17 protein-coding genes and 2 tRNA genes are annotated in these 21,412 nt (G+C 40.5%); 14 read left to right on the top strand and 5 right to left on the bottom strand.

Going from position 1 to position 21,412, the window contains the following annotated elements; translation table 11 throughout:
• The first annotated feature begins 411 nt into the window (after positions 1 to 411).
• From CLHUN_RS12385 to arcA, 3 genes are all read left to right on the top strand, one after another.
• Complete coding sequence (locus CLHUN_RS12385; RefSeq protein ID WP_080064910.1) at positions 412 to 855, top strand: GreA/GreB family elongation factor; 444 nt, start codon at positions 412 to 414, stop codon at positions 853 to 855.
• A 214-nt stretch (positions 856 to 1,069) separates the two neighbouring features.
• Positions 1,070 to 2,437: an MATE family efflux transporter gene (locus CLHUN_RS12380; protein ID WP_080064909.1), complete on the top strand. Its 1,368-nt coding sequence runs from the start codon at positions 1,070 to 1,072 to the stop codon at positions 2,435 to 2,437.
• A gap of 217 nt (positions 2,438 to 2,654) precedes the next feature.
• Positions 2,655 to 3,872 (top strand): arginine deiminase, encoded by a 1,218-nt coding sequence (gene arcA / locus CLHUN_RS12375; RefSeq protein ID WP_080065019.1) that lies wholly within the window; start codon positions 2,655 to 2,657, stop codon positions 3,870 to 3,872.
• A 126-nt stretch (positions 3,873 to 3,998) separates the two neighbouring features.
• On the opposite strand, the gene CLHUN_RS12370 is transcribed toward arcA, so the two are convergent.
• Together CLHUN_RS12370 and deoD are read right to left on the bottom strand one after the other, a co-directional pair.
• Positions 3,999 to 6,515 (bottom strand): LTA synthase family protein, encoded by a 2,517-nt coding sequence (locus CLHUN_RS12370; protein ID WP_080064908.1) that lies wholly within the window; start codon positions 6,513 to 6,515, stop codon positions 3,999 to 4,001.
• A gap of 212 nt (positions 6,516 to 6,727) precedes the next feature.
• Positions 6,728 to 7,438 carry a purine-nucleoside phosphorylase gene (gene deoD / locus CLHUN_RS12365; protein ID WP_080064907.1) on the bottom strand — a complete coding sequence of 237 codons (711 nt, stop codon included), beginning with the start codon at positions 7,436 to 7,438 and terminating at the stop codon, positions 6,728 to 6,730.
• A gap of 310 nt (positions 7,439 to 7,748) precedes the next feature.
• Here deoD and CLHUN_RS12360 point away from each other — a divergent pair.
• Positions 7,749 to 7,824: transfer RNA gene (locus CLHUN_RS12360), tRNA-Val, on the top strand.
• Positions 7,825 to 8,002: 178 nt separating this feature from the next.
• Complete coding sequence (locus CLHUN_RS12355; protein WP_165755739.1) at positions 8,003 to 8,944, top strand: tyrosine-type recombinase/integrase; 942 nt, start codon at positions 8,003 to 8,005, stop codon at positions 8,942 to 8,944.
• A 439-nt stretch (positions 8,945 to 9,383) separates the two neighbouring features.
• On the opposite strand, the gene CLHUN_RS12350 is transcribed toward CLHUN_RS12355, so the two are convergent.
• Positions 9,384 to 10,001 carry a class I SAM-dependent methyltransferase gene (locus tag CLHUN_RS12350; RefSeq protein WP_278247543.1) on the bottom strand — a complete coding sequence of 206 codons (618 nt, stop codon included), beginning with the start codon at positions 9,999 to 10,001 and terminating at the stop codon, positions 9,384 to 9,386.
• 266 nt (positions 10,002 to 10,267) lie between these two features.
• Between CLHUN_RS12350 and CLHUN_RS12345 the strand changes: the two genes are divergently transcribed.
• The 3 genes from CLHUN_RS12345 to CLHUN_RS12335 all read left to right on the top strand — a co-directional run bounded on the left by CLHUN_RS12345 (position 10,268) and on the right by CLHUN_RS12335 (position 11,312).
• Positions 10,268 to 10,564 carry a hypothetical protein gene (locus CLHUN_RS12345; RefSeq protein ID WP_080064904.1) on the top strand — a complete coding sequence of 99 codons (297 nt, stop codon included), beginning with the start codon at positions 10,268 to 10,270 and terminating at the stop codon, positions 10,562 to 10,564.
• A 22-nt stretch (positions 10,565 to 10,586) separates the two neighbouring features.
• Entirely contained in the window at positions 10,587 to 10,988 is a 402-nt protein-coding gene (locus tag CLHUN_RS12340; protein ID WP_133051112.1) for an acetate and sugar kinases/Hsc70/actin family protein, read from the top strand.
• A 248-nt stretch (positions 10,989 to 11,236) separates the two neighbouring features.
• Positions 11,237 to 11,312: transfer RNA gene (locus CLHUN_RS12335), tRNA-Thr, on the top strand.
• Positions 11,313 to 11,752: 440 nt separating this feature from the next.
• Here CLHUN_RS12335 and CLHUN_RS12330 read toward each other — a convergent pair.
• Positions 11,753 to 12,487: an inositol monophosphatase family protein gene (locus CLHUN_RS12330; RefSeq protein ID WP_080064902.1), complete on the bottom strand. Its 735-nt coding sequence runs from the start codon at positions 12,485 to 12,487 to the stop codon at positions 11,753 to 11,755.
• Positions 12,488 to 12,983: 496 nt separating this feature from the next.
• Between CLHUN_RS12330 and CLHUN_RS12325 the strand changes: the two genes are divergently transcribed.
• The 6 genes from CLHUN_RS12325 (at position 12,984) to prmC (ending at position 20,094) form a co-directional block, all read left to right on the top strand.
• Complete coding sequence (locus tag CLHUN_RS12325) at positions 12,984 to 14,045, top strand: HD-GYP domain-containing protein (RefSeq protein ID WP_133051111.1); 1,062 nt, start codon at positions 12,984 to 12,986, stop codon at positions 14,043 to 14,045.
• A 387-nt stretch (positions 14,046 to 14,432) separates the two neighbouring features.
• Complete coding sequence (gene rho, locus CLHUN_RS12320; protein ID WP_080064900.1) at positions 14,433 to 16,709, top strand: transcription termination factor Rho; 2,277 nt, start codon at positions 14,433 to 14,435, stop codon at positions 16,707 to 16,709.
• Between the two features lie 168 nt (positions 16,710 to 16,877).
• A complete protein-coding gene (rpmE, locus tag CLHUN_RS12315) occupies positions 16,878 to 17,087 on the top strand; it encodes a 50S ribosomal protein L31 (protein ID WP_080064899.1) in 210 nt (69 codons plus the stop codon).
• Between the two features lie 236 nt (positions 17,088 to 17,323).
• Complete coding sequence (locus CLHUN_RS12310) at positions 17,324 to 18,052, top strand: IMP cyclohydrolase (protein WP_080064898.1); 729 nt, start codon at positions 17,324 to 17,326, stop codon at positions 18,050 to 18,052.
• A gap of 191 nt (positions 18,053 to 18,243) precedes the next feature.
• Positions 18,244 to 19,182, top strand: a complete 939-nt coding sequence (locus CLHUN_RS12305) for a DUF1385 domain-containing protein (RefSeq protein ID WP_080064897.1) — start codon at positions 18,244 to 18,246, stop codon at positions 19,180 to 19,182.
• A gap of 30 nt (positions 19,183 to 19,212) precedes the next feature.
• Positions 19,213 to 20,094 (top strand): peptide chain release factor N(5)-glutamine methyltransferase, encoded by an 882-nt coding sequence (prmC, locus tag CLHUN_RS12300; protein WP_080064896.1) that lies wholly within the window; start codon positions 19,213 to 19,215, stop codon positions 20,092 to 20,094.
• Here the strand turns inward: prmC and ytvI are convergent.
• Complete coding sequence (gene ytvI, locus CLHUN_RS12295; RefSeq protein WP_080064895.1) at positions 20,091 to 21,152, bottom strand: sporulation integral membrane protein YtvI; 1,062 nt, start codon at positions 21,150 to 21,152, stop codon at positions 20,091 to 20,093. The two genes, prmC and ytvI, sit on opposite strands and share 4 nt — an antisense overlap.
• Positions 21,153 to 21,412: the final 260 nt, after the last annotated feature.

Raw genomic sequence — 21,412 nt, 5'->3', positions numbered from 1 at the left:
TATTCAAATATCATTTGTGTCATTTGGTATAGCTGAAGACATATCATAAATAACAATAGCAAGGGGTTTAAAGTGAAAGTGAGCAAAGAACGATTATATTATGTTGATTGGTTAAGGATATTGGTTATCCTGTCCCTGATTCTTTTTCCTGCCTGCATATGTGTCGCTGCCTTTCATGAAATATTTGTAAGGGTGAAAATCCGTTTAGCTGGCTGACTTTTTATTTGTTTTAATATCAGGAGAGCCTCTCCAGGGTAAATGGGGATAGAGCTTGTACCTGTATTGCAATTTTGACATAGTACAACAGATATGGTATCCTGTTACATATGGTGCTTTGCCTTTTGGCAGAGTGCCATATGTTTTTTATTGGAATAAAATACCATTTAATTACTGTGAAAAGGAGGAATCATTTTGACAAAAAGGCTTGTTATGGCAGTGCCGGTTTATGAAAATTTGCTTGCCCATCTAGTGGACTTTGAAGAAAGGAGGTCACATATTATAGACCTGTACTATCCGGAATTAGGCAAGCAAAGGGAAGAGTTTGAACAGCTCATGGACAGTTATATAAGTGAGGTAGATATTGCTGTTAAAAATGTATTATTTTCTGATGAAGCAAACAATTACTTTCCTTTCGTATGCTTGAACAGTGAAGTGGAAATTGAGGACATTGAAGAACTTGAAACATATAGCTATAAGCTGATTATACCTGAAAACAGCCGGAGTGAGAGCAATTGCATAACCATACTGTCACCTATGGGAAAGGCTTTGCTATGCAAAAAAGAAGGGGACATTGTTTCTGTAAATACACCTTCCGGTGTATACCGCTACAGAATTAAATCAATAAAACTGAAATAACACAGTATAAGAAAACAGGAACATATGCTACATAAAACCCATTAACAAATTTTACTCTTGTTAATGGGTTTTCTAATTATATCCTTATGAGAATGTGATATAGAAAATATTTAAATACGCTGATATAATATAGGAATATGACATTGACGAATTATCAAGAAATATGTCATAAAAAGCTATAAAGGTTATGATGTTACTAAGTGAGGAGTAAACTATGTCAATCAATTATGTACAAGATATGACGGAGGGCAATGAAGTCAGGCATCTGATACAATTTTCCCTTCCCATGCTTATTGGAAATGTATTTCAGCAATTTTATAATATTATAAATTCCATTGTTGTTGGGAGATACATTGATGCAAATGCACTGGCTGCAGTGGGTGCTACCGGTTCCCTGAACTTTCTGGCTTTTTCTATCTGCCTGGGTTTGTCCATAGGAATAAGCATAATTATTTCACAGTATTTTGGTGCGAAAAGGGAGGAAGATGTAAAGAAGGCCATAGCCAATGCAGTGTACGTTATAGCGGTGTCCGGGATAATCATGAGTGTGCTGACCTCCACCTTTGCCCGGCCCATTTTGCAGGCAATGAACACGCCGCCTGAAATACTGGATGAATCCGCCCGGTTCCTCAGGATATCGGCGGGGGGCATGACGGCGGTGGCCGCCTATAATGCAATAGCGGCCATACTCAGAGCTCTGGGAGATTCCAAAACACCTTTATTTTTTCTGGTGGTTTCCTGTGGAATAAATGTTGGATTGGATTTGCTATTTGTACTTAAGCTGGGATTCGGTGTGGAAGGGACTGCCGCCGCCACTGTAATATCCCAGGGACTTGCCGCATTGGGCTGCATTATTTTCGCCCTCAGGAACAATCCGTACTTCAAGTTAAAAAAGGAACACATGAAAGTAAGCTGGCCCATTATTGTGAAATGCATTAAGATCGGTGTTCCTGTGGCGCTGCAAAACTCTATGATTGCAGTTTCACTGGTTGCGCTTCAGAGAGTTGTTAATGGTTTTGGAGAAGTGGCTGTTGCCGCATATACTGCCACCAGCAGAATAGAGCAGTTGATACAGCAGCCCTTTAATTCCCTGGGGGCTGCCATGGCTACATTTGCAGGACAGAACATGGGTGCCGGCAAACTGGACAGGGTAAAAAAAGGATATTACAAGAGTATATTAATAGTTGTGGCATTTAGTGTTGTTGCGCTGCTGGCAGCTCAACTGGGCGGTCATTCCATTATGGAACTGTTTGTGAAGGAGGACGCTGTTATTGACATCGGAGCAAAGGCAATCAAGATTACCAGTTGGATGTACTTTGCCCTTGGAATGATTTATATCACAAGGGGTCTGTTAAATGGAACGGGTGATGCATTCTATTCCATGATTAACGGTATAGTGGAGGTAATAGGAAGAGTGGGCTTTTCAACGGGATTGGCTATGATTCCCGCAATAGGTGTTTGGAGCGTATGGACCACCACGGGCCTCACCTGGGTAATAACGGCAGCGGCAAGCATTATACGGTATAAGCAGGGGAAATGGGAAAACAAGTCACTGGTTGCGGCTGAGAAAACTTCGCAGTGATTCGTACTAAGATGAATGATTTTGAAGAAAGCCTGTGGATGCCCACAGGCTTTCTTATTTCTCTTGAAAGGTTATATGATTTGCAATAAAGAGGCTTTTTACAATAGTTTTAATTTCAAAATAAATGCAATTGGTTGAATAATGACAAGCCAGGCGGGAAGGCTATGATACATATTCAAAGAATGCTGAAGCAACAATCCGGAGGAATTTCATGTTGATGAGTTCTGGTATTCATGTATATAGTGAAATTGGCAGGCTAAAGACAGTACTTCTTCACAGACCAGGCAGGGAAGTGGAAAATATAGTTCCAGACTACTTGAGGAGACTGCTTTTTGACGAGATAGTCTATCTGGAGCAGGCTGACAGGGAGCATGACCAGTTTGCCCGGATACTTAGGGGAGAGGGAGTTGAAGTTGTATATCTGGTAGATTTAATGGCTGAGGTTCTGTCTGATACCAGAGTAAGAGACGAATTCCTGATGGAATTTATGACAGAGGGGAAGTTGGCAACAGAAGGCTTAAGGGAAGCTATGAGGGAATATTTCAGCGCGTTGGGGCCGCGAGATCTCATCAGCAAATGTATAGCAGGGGTCAGAAGTGATGAGTTAAAGAATGTCAGGCAAAAAAGCCTTGGAGATATGATTAAAAACCCATATCCCTTTTATTTGGACCCAATCCCAAACCTGTATTTTCAAAGAGACCCCTTTGCAAGCATAGGAAGGGGAATTTCACTGAATGTAATGGCAAATGAAACAAGGAACAGGGAAACCATTTTTGCAAAATACATTTTTAATTATCACCCAAGATTTAAGGATTCGGCCAGGTGGTACAACAGGGACAAAACACATCCCATTGAGGGAGGGGACATTCTGGTGCTTTCAAGCAAGGTTGTTGCTGTAGGCATCAGTGACAGGACAAGTCCCATAGCTGTGGAAAGAGTGGCGCAAAAGCTGCTGGAGTCAGAGGAGCCCTTTGAAACGGTGCTTGCTTTTGATATTCCGAAGAGAAGGGCATATATGCACCTGGATACAGTATTTACCATGGTGGACCACGATCAGTTTACAATCTATCCCGGTATTGAAGAGCCTCTGGATGTATACAGCATAAACAGGGGGGCTGGGAGGCAGCTCTCAATAAAGTATGAACACAGGGATTTGTCCGAAATATTAAAGGTGCACCTGAAGCTGCCTGCAGTCAACCTCATAAGGTGCGGCGACGGAGACCGTATTGCGGCGAGCAGGGAACAGTGGACGGACGGAAGCAATACCCTTGCCGTATCTCCAGGAAAGGTAGTTTGTTACAACAGAAACTGTATAACCAATGAAGCTTTGCGCAGAAATAAAATCTCAGTGTTGGAATTTGATTCTTATGAGCTATCCAGGGGCCGGGGAGGTCCAAGATGCATGAGTATGCCTCTAATAAGAGAAAACCCATAACCTGCAAAAATGTCCATGCTTATAAAAAACTGAGAGGATAAATAAAGCAGCTTACGGATTTGTAACTCGGTACAAAACGGCAAGCTGCTTGAAACTCAAGACTATATAATATATTATTTTTTATTTTCAGTTCTGGTTTACAGTATCTTTGAGATACTTGTTTCCAAAGAGCAAATCATATTGTATCAGCCGGTAATCCTTTACCAATTCATCTTCTTCATCCACAAGCCCCATGTTTTTAAGATGCATAATAGGATACTTATCCTCCAGCTTTGGCATTATATTAAAATAGTTGGGATATGATACACCCGCATCCTTCAGCATTTCATAGGATAAATGGGAAGGTGAAATGATTTTTGGAAAAGTCCTCATTTCACGGTAGTTTGACCAGGTAACAAGTGGAGTAGTATAATATTTTAATTCTCCTATACCCTGCTTGAGCTCAGAGTCCTCTTTCGCGCCAAGCTTGTCGTAAACCTTGAAGAAATCATCCAGTGAACCAAGTCTGGGAGCATGATCACCAAAGAAATACAACAGGGTAGGCTTACTGCTCTTTTTTAACTCCTCGATAAGCTTGCCAAGAGACTGGTCAGCGTCGTAAAGTCCCTGTGCATAGCCGGTTACAATGTTTTTCTGAGAAGCATTCAACTGGTCTGATTCTACAGATACATCAAAGCTGCTATATTTATTGTCAAAAGGGTCATGGTTTTCCATTGAAACCGCAAAAATAAATGCGGGCTTTTCGGAGGAGTTCAAGGTGTCCAATATTTTATCCACTAAAGCATAGTCGGAAATATGAGGTCCTTTGGTCTCAGTAATCATGTTAAAGCTCTTCACATCATGAAATTGTTCAAAGCCAAAATAGTTATAAACCTTGTCCCTGTTATAGAACCAGCCTCCGTTGGGATGAATGGCGGTGGTGCTATAGCCGTTATCTTTGAAAACTGATGCTATACTTGGCGTCTCAGTCCTTAAATAAGCATTGTATGCAATGATACCTGGGCTCATAAAATACAAGGACATGCCCGTCAAAGCTTCAAATTCCGTGTTGGCAGTTCCTCCGCCGATTGCGGGAGGGGCCAGCATTCCCTTTTGGTATTTGTGGACATTTTCTGCAACATCCTTGCTGAATTCTATTCCGTTTAATCTTGTCAAATCCCAGTAGCTCTCACTCATAATAGCTATAACATTTGGCTTTTCCACAGAACCGGAATTGGTATTGACTGAGGATACGGGAACGGAGTCACTTCCTGAAACGGGATATTTCTCGGAAATGGCCTGCATGGTATCTTCGCTGTAGCCCTCCGGCTTAGGATTCAGATACTTTTCCAAATCCGTAAGATAATAATAATTTTGGGCGAACATACCATTTGCCGTGATTTCAGCTTTTCCTATATACCAGGACCTCTGGACTCCAACCTGGATAGACAGCTTGTAGTCGGTCAATATGTTGGCATTGATCAGAAACAGTATTATGGCAAACGGCAGCACAACAAAATTGATTCTGGGCCTCAGATAACGGAAAACTTTTTTTCTGAACCGGACAAGGAGATATAGCAGACCTGCAATTACCACTGCCGCAGCTATGACTAAAGGCAGGCTCAGATAATCCTTGCATATGCCTATCAGGTTCTTGAACATATACATATCCCACGGATAGAAAGGCTCATCAAAGTAGGTGAACTTTATGAAATTTGCCACAGTCAGAAAAATGGTAACAATGGCTAAAATAACATTTGATATACCCTTTCCCAGTATGGATATAAAAAGTAAATACAAGCCGCATAAAACAAGAAAGTTAAACAATATGTTAGGATGCAGCATATCAATGGCAGTGGCTTTAACCGACTGACGGATGGAAAATTCACATAAAAACGTAGCTATTGCACTTATGGCAGAAAAAGCTATAAAATTTAAAACAGGTTTTATATAGTCTGTCAGATTGAAGGCTGCATTTCCCTTTACAAATTTTGGAACAAGCATTTGAAAAAGTATATTGGCCGACGCAGCAAACCAGGCCAAAAACAAAGCTATAAAAGGGAGATACACTGCTGTGACCGTTCCCAGTTTTACGGTATTTGTAAATAGAATGCTTTCAAGGATTTTTTGCCCAAGGGACTTGTACATGAACAGGGACAGCAGCGAACCCGACATCACCAGGTTAAGGAATCCAAACAACCATATTTTTTTTGTCTTTATTATGTTCTTCTGGCAGGTTATTGCTCCTAAAGCATAAACCGGATAAAAGGCAAGCAAAAAGAGCGGAACGCTGAAATACAAAAAAGGTGCTGCATATACTGCCACAAAGCTCAACAGGAAGGTTGCGGGTATAAATGCTTTGAGCCTGATAAAAAATGGTGTTAAAAAGCCCCACACCAAATAAGACAGCAGAAGCATATTTACCAACAGGACCTTGTGGTTGAAGGTAACAGCCAGCAATATAATATTTGCAGCAAATAAAACAAGTTTTGAATAGGGTATGGACTTAAGCTTATCGGGTATGCGGGGCATATTAAAAACAACATATGCGGCGGCTAAGGCCAGTATAAACTGAGTATATCCATTACCCTTAAGGAAAATGTCAAGGGCACTGATTATTACGGCGACAAATAAGGATAAAATTCCGTTGTTTATTTTTTTCATTTTTCTTCCCAGCTTCCATTGATTTTATTGACCAATAGATTATATCAAAGTAATATTTATTGTTAAAGTATTGTTAATTATAAATTAATAATTGTAACAGAAAAGTAAACATTATGGGCTGGTATGAGTAAAAAGACGATGAGGCGGAATTTTCCATGCCGGGCCTTAAGATACCTAAAACCCTCGGACGGAAAATTTCGCCTCATTATTTGTCAGGCAAGCTCCAACGCTATCTCCATCATGTTTGTAAAGGAGGTTTGACGTTCTTCGGAGGTGGTAACCTCGTGTGAAACCAAAGAATCCGAAACAGTCAGTATACACAGGGCATTTGCTCCGGCGCGTGCGGCGTTCATATACAGTGCGGCAGCCTCCATCTCAATGGCCAGGACACCCATCCTCGCCCATTTCCTCCAGGTGTCCGGATCATCATCGTAAAAGATGTCGGAAGAGAGGATATTGCCAACCCTTGTGGGTATGCCTTTGCTCTCTGCCATGTCAATGGCTTTTTTGGCCAGAGTCCAGGAGGCGGTGGGTGCAAATGTCCCGGGCAATTCGTATTGTGATGCATAGTTTGAATTTGTCGAAGCAGAAATTCCTATAACGATATCCCGTATTTTTATGTCTTCCTGAATGGCACCGCAGGAGCCTATTCTGATTATGTTTTTTACTCCGTAGAAATGTATTAATTCATAGGAATATATTCCTATAGACGGCATACCCATGCCGGAGCCCATAATTGATATTTTTTTCCCTTTATAGCTTCCGGTATATCCAAACATATTTCGGACATTGTTGAACTCCACGGGATTATCAAGATAGGTTTCTGCTATAAATTTAGCACGAAGAGGGTCTCCGGGCATTAATACGGTTTCGGCTATAATACCCTTCTCACTTACATTAATATGAGGTGTTGGAATAGTCATACATTTTTCCTCCAATAGAAATAGTAAATTGTCAAGCCTGCAGCAAGTAACCTTATTTTAACCAAATCGCAAATATTATATATGCTGCGGCTTATTTTAAATTATACAATTTTTCCAGCAAAAATACATAAAAATCTTTAGCCATATGGGATAATTTGTATTTTAGGTGGGAGCTATTATCGGACTATTATCCAATTCATGCCAAACAAAAAGTGTTGACTTATTAAAATCACTTATGCTATAATAACTCCTGCGAGAAAGATACATGCCTTAATTTCAGCATACAGGCATGTGGCTGGTTTTCCACAATGGGAGCTTAGCTCAGCTGGGAGAGCATCTGCCTTACAAGCAGAGGGTCATAGGTTCGAGCCCTATAGTTCCCACCATTGTGCTGGTGTAGCTCAGCAGGTAGAGCAGCTGACTTGTAATCACTCAAGTGATTATGGACAGCCAATAAACCTGATAAATCCAGCAATAGAGCATAATATAGACCTTTCAGTAAACCAACTGATTTTTATGTAAAAACATTCAAATCAAATGGGGAACTGGGAGGTTATTTATTTTATGGGAAATGCTAAAATATCCATGCTGCAATACAATGTAATAACAACAGACAAAGCCTTTGAGGAATTTGTTGCCATCTGCAAGGGAAAGAACTTGTCTCCTGCTACAATAAGGAATTACAATTTCCAATGGACACAGTTTATCAGGTGGTTTACTGGTGATACAGTGCAGGAAATCACTCAGGACACTCTCACAGCCTATATAAGGCATTTGCAAGCCTGTATCAAGCCTGAGAGTATCAACACAGCTTTAAGGCATTTAAGAGCCATATTCAACTATTTTGTTGGGGAAGGATATATGCAGCCTGTCAAGGTGGGCTTATTAAAGGTTGAGACTGAGCTAAAGGACACCTACACAGACACAGAATTATCAATATTGTTGAGAAAGCCAGACATGAAAAAGGTATCATTCCCTATGTTCAGGACATGGGCTGCAATTAATTTTCTGGTAGGTGTTGGATGCAGGGCAAGAAGTCTGGTAAATGTCAAGATACAGGACATTGACTTTGAGAACAGGCTTATCACTCTTACTACTACCAAGAACAGAAAAGCTCAGGTATTGCCTATGGGGGATAGTCTATCACAGGTAATAAAGGCTTATTTGAAGGTAAGGCAAGGTACACCACAGGATTATTTATTCCCAAGTGAAACTAACTCCAGATTGCTGGAAACCAGCCTCTACCACAACATTGAAGAATATAACCTCTCCAGAGGGATTAATAAAAAGGGTGTTCACTTATTCAGATTTACCTTTGCCAAACATTTCATAATGCAGGGTGGAGATATACTGAGGCTTCAAAGGATTTTGGGACATCAGAGCATAGCAATGAGCCAGCATTATGCCCAAGTGTTTGGGGCTGACCTCAAAGGCACAGAACAATTTAACCTGCTGGAAAATATAACAACAAAGCAGGAAAGAATAACTATGGCAGCAAAGAGGTAAATATATTGGGTAAAATCCAACTGACTATTAATCAGTTGCTATTTAAGAAGCAGTAATACCAAGGCTTACAGAGTAATTGGCTTCAGAAATACAAGATTAGAACAACTGATTTATTGATTTTACTGTTCAAGATAGAAGGTTGGGCTGAGAGTGTAACAAACCACTTCCAGCTTTTTTCTATGCCATTTAGCAACCAACAATAGGGTACACTCCATATCCCCCATTTCAAGATTAATATGCCAGAAGAGGTTTGATGTATAGGGAGAAGTGTGCTGGAATTGTTGGCATTACTAATCCCTTCCTATCTTGCTGCACAATGACAGCAGAGAGCCATATTACCAATATGGGGTAGCCTTCCACAAGAACCAGTGATTGGGATGAGAGACTCAATCCAGATTTTTTTGATATTTTTGAACTTTTCATGGGTGCAGTAGGAAGCTTACTTTTTAATCTTTTTAGAATTTGCATATGAACTATCTTTCTTCATTGACATAAACACAAAGTAATCATCAATTTCCCAAACTCTCACACCACCAAAAATAGCTGTAAGTTTGTTTTTATACCAGTCCTTCCTTTTTGTAACCATATACATTTTTCCACCAATACAAAGTCTATTAAAGCCTTTTTCAATAAACTCTTTTGCAACTGAAAAATCAGTATGATATGGTGGATTGGAAAGTATCAAGGTAAAATCTTTATCATCCAAATTCTTGAAGCCATCACTTTTAATAATTTTGATATTTTCAACATTGTTTAATGCAGCATTCATCTGTGAGAAATCAACAGCAATACTGTCTTTATCAGTCATAACAACATTATCTGTCCCTATAATTTTTGCTGCTAATATCCCTACAACTCCATATCCACAGCCTAAATCCAAAACTTTATCTGTCTCCTTAAAATCAACAACTGATAACATTGCAAAAGTACCTTTATCTATACTTTTAGGGGAAAAAACATCATTTGAAGTTTTGAACTTCAAAGTAATATCTTTTATTGTTGCTTCAAACAAATAATTTTCTGTCATAATAGAAATCCTCCATTTCAGTAAAATCATAACATCTAATTGGGGGTTGTACAAGGTAAAATCTCCATTCTACTTATGGATGTAGGCTTCCAGAAAGTAGCCCATACAAATAACTAATACTTTTTATAGCATAATAAAAGTATTCAGGACTGTTATCTATGCACTGTACCAGTGACATGTATAGCATATGTAGTATATTTCACCCAATGGGTGTACATCTATATATAAGACAAAAAAAATAAAATTGCACACTTATTGACAAATATTTAATACATTTAGGAAGGTGAAATTTCACAGTGCCAAGACTTAGAGGTAATGCAATCCAATTCAATGAAAGTACATGCAAGCTGACCCCTGAACAGATAGCCTTTAGGGAACAAATTGATAATCTGTATTATGATGGATATTATGAAAAATTATATAAAGTTCTCAAAAGTGTCACTGGGGTTATGGCTGGAAAGTTTATAAGCAAATGGGGCTACACCTATAAATTAGAATTGGATGATGTGATTGCTGAATGTAATCTCAGGTTATGCCAGTTAATTGATGGAGGGCTGGCAATCAGTGATAATCACTCATTTTATGACAGTTGATGTCAACCATATAAAAGGTGTATTGAAGGATATTCTTAAAAAGTGTAAATCCAGCAAGCATGTATTAACATATGCAAATTATACCAATGTTGGCACAGAGGAAAGCCCTGAGTATGTTGCAGTTAAATCATATGATGAATTGGAACAGGAGAGAGATGAGACAGAGGACACCAGAGCAATATCTGAGATGGAAAGAGTATTACACAAAATGCACTTACATGCCATATACAGCAAGTTAGGCACTGGGTTATTTACAGAAAGTGAGGAAGCCATATTATTTTATATGAATGAAAATCCTGATATAACAGTTAATGCATTGGCAAAGGCTTTGAAAATTCACCATGAAATAATGAAAAGGATGCTAAAAAGGTTCAGGACTAAGCTCAAAAGTTTGGGTTTAGATTGGGATGACACCATATTCTAATCATTGGTATATAAAGGGAATAACCCCTCTTCCCTTACAGCTTTTTAAGATTGTTTCCTGATAATGACTGTCTTGCAGGGCTTATTATTTATCTGGAAAATGATGTATATAATATAATGTGCAAAAAAATTTGTAAAATCCAAAAAATTCCCTTGCAAGGAAGCCAAGGTCATGTTATAATTTTTCAAGTCAACAGCAAATCAGTTGTTGAACTGATAGGTAAAATCAGTTGTGCATATTATATATATGCTGGTGTAGCTCAGCAGGTAGAGCAGCTGACTTGTAATCAGCAGGTCGGGGGTTCAATTCCGTCCGCCAGCTCCACGGCGCTTGCATTTTCTGCGGAAAATGCAGGCGTTTTTTATGCAAAAAACGCGAAGCGCCGTACGGGAGAGACCAGTCTCCCCGTAGGCCCCACTGGCCTCCCGGCGGGGATAAAAGCAAGAAGGAATTGAACCCGAAAGGGCACGAGCCCGGCACCTGAGAGCAGCGAAGGCAGGCGACGTCATAAGCGCGGCGAAGCCGAGCGGTTCCGTCCGCCAGCTCCACGGCGCTTGCATTTTCTGCGGAAAATGCAGGCGTTTTTTATGCAAAAAACGCGAAGCGCCGTACGGGAGAGACCAGTCTCCCCGTAGGCCCCACTGGCCTCCCGGCGGGGATAAAAGCAAGAAGGAATTGAACCCGAAAGGGCACGAGCCCGGCACCTGAGAGCAGCGAAGGCGGGCGACGTCATAAGCGCAGCGAAGCCGAGCGGTTCCGTCCTGCTAAAGCAAGACCGGCAAGTTACCATTGGTGGCAATAATACCCGCAGCCCTGTGGTCGTATTTACCTAAATCGTAATTCAGAAGCTTTCCCCCGGCGTTTTGTAGTATTAATGCTCCAGCAGCCTGCCCTTCCATGCTGCAGCGGGAATCCAAATAAGCATCAATTCTTCCCCGTGCGATGTTGCAGAGAGTCAATGCAGGTGAAATGAGAGGCATTCCTTTTTTGCAGTTATCAAATAAATGCCTCCACCTTTTGTAATAGTCGCTTATGTAAGGATAATTCGCACTAAAGCCAAAGGCAATCAAGCTTTCTTCAACGGCACAGGTGCCCGATACCTTGATTACTTCCCCGTTTAGAAAGGCTTTTCCGGTTTCTGCCGATGAGAAATAGTACTCATTGGATATGGGGTTATAAACGTGGCCCTCTGTGATTTCACCGTTGATTTCAAGTGACAGTGATATGGAAAAGTACGGAACGCCGAACACGAAATCTGCTGTTCCATCAATGGGGTCTATTATCCACTTTTTTTCACTTTTATTGTCTATTTCACCCCTCTCCTCGGAAAAGATGGAGTAATCCGGATATTGGGCTTTCAATCCCCTTATGAGAACTTCTTCAATATTTATATCACTTGCCGTTACCAGGTCGAACCTTTCCTTTGAGGTACTGCTGCCGGACTCATAAAAATCTTTCTTCAATATTTCTCCTGCCTGATATAACAGAGCACTGATCATATTCCGCTCCCTTCTTAAATATTTTAAATAGTTGTAAAGCCATATACAGAGCTTAATTATCAATTAAAATATTATAGCATTTTATGGAAAATATAGTAAAGTATATAAAAATATAGTAAAATAAAGAGAAATCAAGAAATATTTTGCCTTTGCCAGGTTCAATTACGGTTTAAAGCTTTCGCCTTCCGGGTGAGTCATGCTTTCAAGGCTATTGCAGCCTTGCAGTCTGGTTTGAATTGACCTTTAATAAGCTGGGATATATGGCAATTGTTTAAAATGTGCTGAATGTATACCAGGCATTTACAAGAATCGGCAAACCTGGAAATAAAATTTAGCATATGCACAAATTTTTGTACAAAATCACTATTTCAAAACTTATGTCAATTAATATATAATTAATTTCGTTTGGTTGTTGAGTAAGGGCAAATACTAACCGTTATTTTATAGTTGAAAGTAATATAACGATGTTGAGATTATCAAAATTAGGGGGACATCAGTGAGGTATTTGGCGATCAATCTCGTACAGGAGGGTATGAAGGTAGGTAAAACTATCTTTAACGAACAAGGTGTTGTTTTAATCAGTGCGAATTCGGTATTGACTTCACCCGCTATAAATAAGCTTGAACAATTGGGCTATAAGGGATTATTGATAGATGACGAATTTTCCCAGGGGGTGGAATACCATGAGAATTTTGTCTCAAATGAAGTAAGGGTATCTTTGGCCAAAAAGCTTAATAGCGCACTTAATTTGAGCAGTTGCGGTAAAATTCCACATAGCGAAATTGACGGCCTGCAATCAATGCTTTCTGATATTGTAGATGAAATGCTGTCCAGGAGAGAGATAAATCTCAATTTGCTGGAACTTAAGATGTTTGACAATTATACATACTTCCATTCGGTCAATGTGGCGGTTATAGCATTGGCAATAGCCTTTAACATGAAATTAAAAAGGTCGGATATGCTTATAGTGGGTACTGCCGCACTTTTGCATGACATCGGGAAGCTGTTCATCGGAACTGAAATAGTGAATAAGCCCGGAAGCCTCACCGATGAAGAATATGAGATAATGAAAACCCACAGTGAGAAAGGCTATAAGGTATTGTCCAGCGGAAATGGTTTATCGCTTAAGACCACCATTTCAGTTTTATCACACCATGAGCATTATGACGGTTCCGGGTATCCCAACGGACTTGCAGGCGAAGACATAATTCTTTTCGGAAGAATAATCTGTATAGCGGATGTGTATGACGCATTAACCTCTGACAGGCCATACCGCAAGGGCTGTTCGGTAATAGAAGCCATAGAATATGTGATGGCAAACAGCGGAACCTTGTTTGACCCGAAACTGGTAAAAATATTCTCTTCAAAGATTTATCCTTTTCCGGAGGGGGCAACCGTGCTGCTCAGCAATGGTGAAACAGGGCTGGTGCTCAGCAACAACCATGAATTCTGCCTGAGACCGAAGCTGAAAATAACATCCGGCTCGGACCATAGAATAGTAGATTTGATATATGATACAGAATATAGGTCAGTAGTTATTACCGGTCTGGAGCAATAGCCCATTAAGGATAAGGTTTACATAATATTATAGAACGGGAATTTTACTTATATGCGGTATTGTCTGCCGGTATAAAGCAATGATTTATTGGCAAAGATGATTTTGTGATAATTGTGGTTTATATTTTAAAGTGTATCAGAGAAGGGAAGCTTTCAGACAAGAACATATTTGTGCTGCTTGTAACTGGGAAATCATAACATTAATGTGAAAAAATAACACTAAGATTGACATGTATTTACACATTTGATATAATGCTTTTTGTGGAATATTCAAAAATTCTCCTCTAGAAAAAGGAATTAAATAACGGTTTTTCTAAAGATTTTTTCGAATCAAATTTCCTATTATATAATGTTCAATAATAAGAATGATTTTATAAGGTGGTGAACTATGGATCAGATCGATTTACAGTCAAAAACACTAGAAGATTTGCGTTATATTGCAAAAATGATGGGTGTAAAAAACATATCCAAGTTAAAAAAGAATGAATTATTGGATATACTTAAAAATTCTGAAGAAGCAAATATGAAAAATGATCCTCAAATAGCTCAAATGGATGATTCCAGCCAGATAAAAAAGGATGATGGAAATAAGGCTGAGAGTACATCAGGTACTGAAGTTGAGACCATATCAAATAATTTAACAGAGGCTGAGGCTGCTGCGAGACCCAAAGCAAATAAGGGTAAAGCCGCCAAAATCAGTACAGATATCACAAGCACCGAAAACATAGGCAATTCAGAAATCATATCGGAAAATTTATCAGCCCAGGCCGCTAAAACTAAAAAAATCAAGTCACATAAGGATAATGAACCAGATAAGCCGGGTGAGATTACAGCAGTTACCGCTGAGAAACCAAATGAGGCTGAAATATCTGTACTTAGGAAATCCAAGAGAGGCAGGCCAAGTAAAACCCTTAAGGATGCGTTGCCGGAGACTGATGCGGAAGAGGCTGTGCCAGCCGGTTCGGAAGCAGCAGAAAATAAAAATCAAGCAGCAGCAGAACCAAGACCGGGTAGATTGTCGGAAAAGTTGATTCGCACTGATAAAACAGAAGATAACAGCAAAAGACTAATTTCTCAAAAAGATTCAACAGCCAAAACTGAACAAAGGACAGAAGCCGGAGAAGCTGAAAGAAGACCGCAGCACGCGGCAAGACAACCTCACAAAATTGCCAGGCCGCAAGCAGTCTCTGCAAATGGCGAGAAGGCTTTACCACAACCTCAGACACAACAGGCTTCCAACCAGTTGCCTCCAAGGCTCAAGCCGCAGTCTGCCAATGTACAGCAGCAGGTTCCGGGACAGCAAAACGGACAGCCCTTGCAGCAGGTTCAGGTACAGCAGCAAACCCAGACCCAGTTTTCTGCTCAGCAGGTACAAACACCTGTCATAAATGGCCAGGCCGTGCAGCAGACAACTTTGCAGCCTGCCCAGCAGGTACAGCCGGCACCACAGTCCATGCCTTCCCAGGCCCAGACAACTCAGGTGCAGACTTCTCAGCAGGCGGCGCAGGCACAGGGGCAGCAGTCCACAGAGAAAATTGAGAGCGATGACCCAGTTGAAGGTGTACTTGAAGTATTGCCTGACGGTTATGGCTTTCTGAGAAGTGAAAATTATTTGTCCGGTCCCAAGGATATATATGTATCGCCCTCACAGATAAGGAGATTTGGCCTTAAAACGGGAGACAAGCTCAGAGGTAAGGGCAGGATACCAAAGGAAGGCGAAAAGTTCCAGGCGCTTCTTTATGTTCAATCCATAAATGGAGATACCCCGGACGTAGCTTCAAAGAGAGTTTCTTTTGAATACCTGACACCTATCTATCCGGATCAAAGAATTACGCTTGAAACAGCTCCGAGAGAGTTTTCCACCAGATTGATAGATTTAATTGCTCCTATCGGAAAAGGTCAGAGAGGAATGATAGTTTCACCTCCCAAAGCCGGTAAGACCATTTTACTTAAAAAGATAGCCAATGCAATTACTGTAAATTACCCTGAGGTGGAGCTCATTGTCCTTTTGATAGATGAGCGTCCTGAGGAAGTTACAGATATGCAGCGTTCCATAAAAGGAGAGGTAATTTACTCAACCTTTGACGAAGTGCCGGAACACCATATAAAAGTTGCCGAGATGGTACTGGAGAGAGCCCAGAGGCTTGTTGAGCAGAAGAAGGATGTTGTAATACTGCTTGACAGCATTACAAGGCTTGCCAGGGCGTATAACCTTACCATACCTCCTACGGGAAGAACCTTATCAGGAGGTTTGGACCCGGGAGCTTTGCATAAGCCAAAGAGATTCTTCGGAGCTGCCAGAAATATTGAAAATGGCGGAAGCTTGACTATAATGGCTACAGCCCTCATTGAAACAGGAAGCAGAATGGATGATGTAATATTTGAAGAATTCAAGGGAACAGGTAACATGGAGCTTCATCTTGACAGAAAGCTTTCAGAAAAGAGAATCTTCCCTGCCATTGATATCAACAAGTCGGGTACACGCCGTGAAGAGCTGCTCCTGAGCCAGAAGGAACTGGAAAGTGTGTATGCGGTAAGAAAGGCAATGAGCAACATGGGCACTGCCGAGGTTACCGAAATATTGATAAACAGGCTGCTGCAAACAAAGACTAATGATGACTTTGTAAAGAGTATCAATATTTCTTTCCTTGATAAAAATTCATAAAATTGGCAGAGGTCCTGCGGGGACAATAATCAAAAAGGGTATTGCGGTAAGTATATTTTTGTGTTAAAATATCACTTGCCTCTTTAATAAGCAACTTAGTACATTTTGTACGTTGAATATATAAAGATTGAGGACTTTTCAATTTTGTTTGAAAGAAGGTGAAAAATAATGAAAGAAGGAATACATCCGGATTACGCGGAAGCAGTTGTTAAGTGTGCCTGCGGCGAGTCTTTTACTACTGGTTCTACGAAAAAAGCCCTTCACGTTGAAATTTGTTCAAAGTGTCATCCTTTCTTTACTGGAAGACAGAAACTTATTGATACCGGTGGACGTGTTGACAAGTTCAAAAAGAAATATGGTATCGTTGATAACGCTTAATAAGAAAACATTAAAAGGCTGGGATGTAATTCCTGGTCTTTTGTTTTACTCATTTGGAGCAATCCGAAGTAATATTCAGGAATTCAATAATTCACACTTGCTTAAAATATATCTGAAATATGTTGTACATTGTCCGTTTAAGATGTAGAATATTCCAAGTAAAGAGTAATGTGTAAAATTCTGAAATTACTTGACGTCCTATGGAATATTTTATGAAAATAACGGAGGAAATATAAATGCAGGGTATAAAATTAAGAGCTGATTCCAATATTGATCTGCTTAAAAATAATCCTTATCCGGGCAGGGGAATAATTCTCGGAATGAGTCCGGATGCCAAAAGCCTGGTGCAGGTATATTGGATAATGGGCAGAAGTGAAAACAGCAGAAACAGGATATTTGTTGAAGAAAATGGTTTTATAAAAACAGAGGCATGGGATGCTTCCAAGGTTAAAGATCCTTCCCTGATAATATATTTTGCAGCAAGGCATCATGACTCCAGGCATATCATATCAAATGGAGATCAGACAGATACGGTGTATGAAGCTGTAAAACGCTCCGGAACTTTTGAAGAGGCTTTAAACACAAGGACCTTTGAGCCGGATGGACCCAATTATACGCCAAGAATCTCAGGCCTGATGGATCTGGAAGATAAAAAATGCACCTACAAACTGTCAATATTGAAATCCATGCACAATAATCCTGACTTTTGCGTGAGACAGTTCTATTGCTATGAAAAAGGGGTGCCCGGATACGGACACTGCATTCACACCTATGCGGGAGATGGAGAGCCGCTGCCGTCCTTTGACAGGGAACCTTATTTGGTGCCTGTATTTGACGATATAAATGAAACTGCAGATTTTTACTGGAAGACACTAAACTTTGAAAATAAGATATCCATTCTTGCCAAATATATAGATATAGAGACGAACCAATTTAAATCCATCATTATAAATAAAAACCTGTAAGCAGCAAAATTCAACACATATCTTTATATTATCTCAAAAGTCAATTACTATAGGCTGAAAGCCGGTTGTAATTGACTTTGGTAATTGACTTGAACTGATAATTGCTTTAATATGAGCCATATAGGGTAAATATGGAATATATGAAATCTTAATATACAGGGTGATTATATTAAATTACAAGGGAGGTTAATATGAAAAAGACAACTATTGGCGGACAGGCTTTGCTGGAAGGCCTACTGATGATTGGACCCGAGTTCAGGGCCACGGCCATAAGAAAACCTGACGGTGAGATAATTATTGATAAGAAGCCTCAGAAACCCAAGGGAAAGCTCTCAAAGATACCAATTGTAAGGGGGGCTGTAAGCCTGTTCTCTCAGATGGTCATCGGAGTAAAGGCCCTTATGTATTCGGCAGAATTCGTTGACCTTGGAGAGGGAGATAAGTATGAACCCTCAAAATTTGAAAAATGGCTGGATGACAAGCTAGGTGACAAGATAGCAGATATTACCATATATTTTTCAGTTATACTGTCCATATTTTTCAGTGTCGGTCTTTTCATATTGCTTCCAAACTTTATAGCAAATTTCATTCCTATTAACAGAGAGTCATCCTCCGGGGTTGTTGTGCTTAACCTTATAGAAGGGGCAATAAGAGTGGCCTTGTTCATTGGCTATCTGGCACTGGTTTCCCTGCTGAAGGAAATGAGAAGAGTGTGGGAATATCACGGGGCTGAGCATAAAACCATTCATTGCTATGAAAACAATGATGAGCTTACGGTGGAGAATGTAAGGAAATACACCACAAAGCATCCCAGATGCGGTACTTCTTTGTTCTTTACCATCATGATAATCAGTATTTTGATATTCTCCTTTACCGGCTGGCATAATGTGTTTCTTAACGCACTTATCAGGATTGTACTTGTTCCCGTGGTAGCCGGAGTAGCACTGGAGGCCATTAAGTTTGCCGTGAAGCATAACAACTGGCTCTTTAGGATTTTCAGCGCTCCTGGACTGATGTTCCAGGCATTTACCACAAGAGAGCCTGACGACAGTCAGATAGAGGTGGCAATTGCAGCCTTCAAGGAAGTAATTCCTGCCGAGGCTGGGAGTGACGAGTGGGGAAAGTCATAAACTTTAACGACAAAGAGTAAAGATCGGATTATGAAGACTATAAAACAGTTCTGGCTATATGCCTCAGAAAGTTTAAAAAATGCAGGAAATGAGACCCCGGTTTTAGAAGCCGGGGTCATGCTTTGCCATGTTTTGAAATGTGACAGGGCATATCTCTATTCCCATGACGACAGAGTGCTTCAGGAGGCTGAATGTGAGGGATTGGAGCTTATCCTCCAAAAGAGACTGCAAAATGTCCCTCTGCAGTATTTGCTGGGTGAGACTGAATTCATGTCCCTGACCTTTAAGGTAAGCCCTGCGGTTCTTATTCCAAGGCAGGATACCGAGCTTCTGGCGGAGAAATGTATCGAGCTTGCTGCCAGCCTTGACAGTCACAGTGGCGAAGCTCTGAGGATTTTGGACATGTGCACGGGCTCGGGGTGTATTGCGGTGAGTATAGCATATTACTGCCCCGCAGCCAGAGTGGTTGCCAGCGATATGTCGCAGGCTGCCCTGGAGGTGGCAGAAATGAATTCCGAGGCTGCGGGAGTCAAAGACCGTCTGGAATTCCGCTGGGGAGACCTGTTTGAGGCCATAGGGCAGGAGGAAAGGTTTGACATCATAGCCAGCAATCCTCCGTACATTGAGACAGCCACAGTGCAGGGGCTGCAGGCCCAGGTAAGAGACCATGAACCTTTTATGGCCCTGGACGGGGGTGCGGATGGTCTGTGTTTTTACAGGAGAATAGTTGCAGCAGCACCCGGTTTTTTAAAAGAGAACGGGTATCTTGTGCTGGAAATAGGCTATAACCAGGGTGAAAGCGTAAGCAAACTGATGGAGGAAAGCTTTGATGGCGTGACGGTGATAAAGGACTTGGGCAGCAACGACAGGGTTGTGCTTGGCAGGCTTAAAACAGGCCCCGGGGACGCTTAGTCGTTCCAGAGCCGTAGAGCTCCCGCATCCTGAAGGTTCTTCACTATAATCATACTTATGGGCCCTATAAACATGCCCAGTATGCTGAAAAACTGCAGTCCTATGTACATGGCGAACAAGGTTACCAGGGGATGCAGACCTATCTGGCTGCCAATGATTTTAGGCTCCATTATCTGCCTTATAAGTATTCCCAGTATGTATATAATTGCAAGACCAAAGGCAAGAGGCATGTTGCCGGTAAATACATTCCACAGAATCCAGGGAAGCATTACAACACCTGTTCCCACTATGGGGATTGCATCGGACAGGGCCACCAGCAAGGCCAATAAAAAGGCATACTTTACATCCAGAATAAACAGTCCGATACTTACTTCAATGAAGGTAAAGCCCATAAGTATCAAGATGGCTCTGAAATAGCCTATAAGGGCCTTTATTGTATCCTTTTTCATTCCGGTCATCCTCTTCCGCCAGGAAAAGGGCAATTGTCTGTAAAAGAAAGAGGAAATGGATTTGCGGTCACTGCTTATAAAATATGTCGCCAGTATGGTAACGATGGCAAACACAGTTACACGGGGTATGGACGATACTGTCCCTATTGCATACTGGATGATTGCTGTAATGAGTGAAGTAAGTTTTGACGAGATAGTGGACAGGTTTGTTGTTACGGTACCTGTAACTTCCACCGGCAAGGCATTGTAGAAAGTGGTGAACTTCAGCAGAAGCCTGTTCAACTGAGCTGATATGTCATTTGAATAGGTATTGATATTGTCCTGAAGAGCAGTAAGTTCATCATATATTTTTATTATTCCGAGAGTTATCACAAATACAAGCACCGACATGGTAAACAGGAGAGAGATGCAGGCAGCCACCTTCCTGGGTATCTTTATCTTTTCCAGAAGCCTTATGACAGGTTCGTTAATATAGGAAACAAACAAGGCGATTACAAACGGAGCAAAAAAGGGCAGCAGATATTTAATTGATACATATATGACTGTAAAAATTATTATTATCAATAAAACCTTTTTTATGGAACTTTGATATTTATCCCAAAAACTCATAGACCCTCCAAAAGCTTCAAATTTTCAAATGGAAGTTTGTTGATATCATTATATTATAAATTTATGCATTTGAGTGTCAACTAAAATAACAAAATTTACATCTGTTTATATCACATATTAGCCAAATGGAAGGATTGTGTAAAGATAGAATGATTACTTTTCTGCCAGTATTACACAATATGTCTGGATTAAATTTACATTCATACTAAATATAGTGTAATCATTTTTCCAATTGGAAGCATATAGTAATAATTGTATAC

Origin of the sequence: Ruminiclostridium hungatei (genome assembly GCF_002051585.1) — a bacterium.
GTDB lineage: Bacteria > Bacillota > Clostridia > Acetivibrionales > DSM-1351 > Ruminiclostridium > Ruminiclostridium hungatei.
This window is presented reverse-complemented; position numbering and strand designations above follow the sequence as displayed.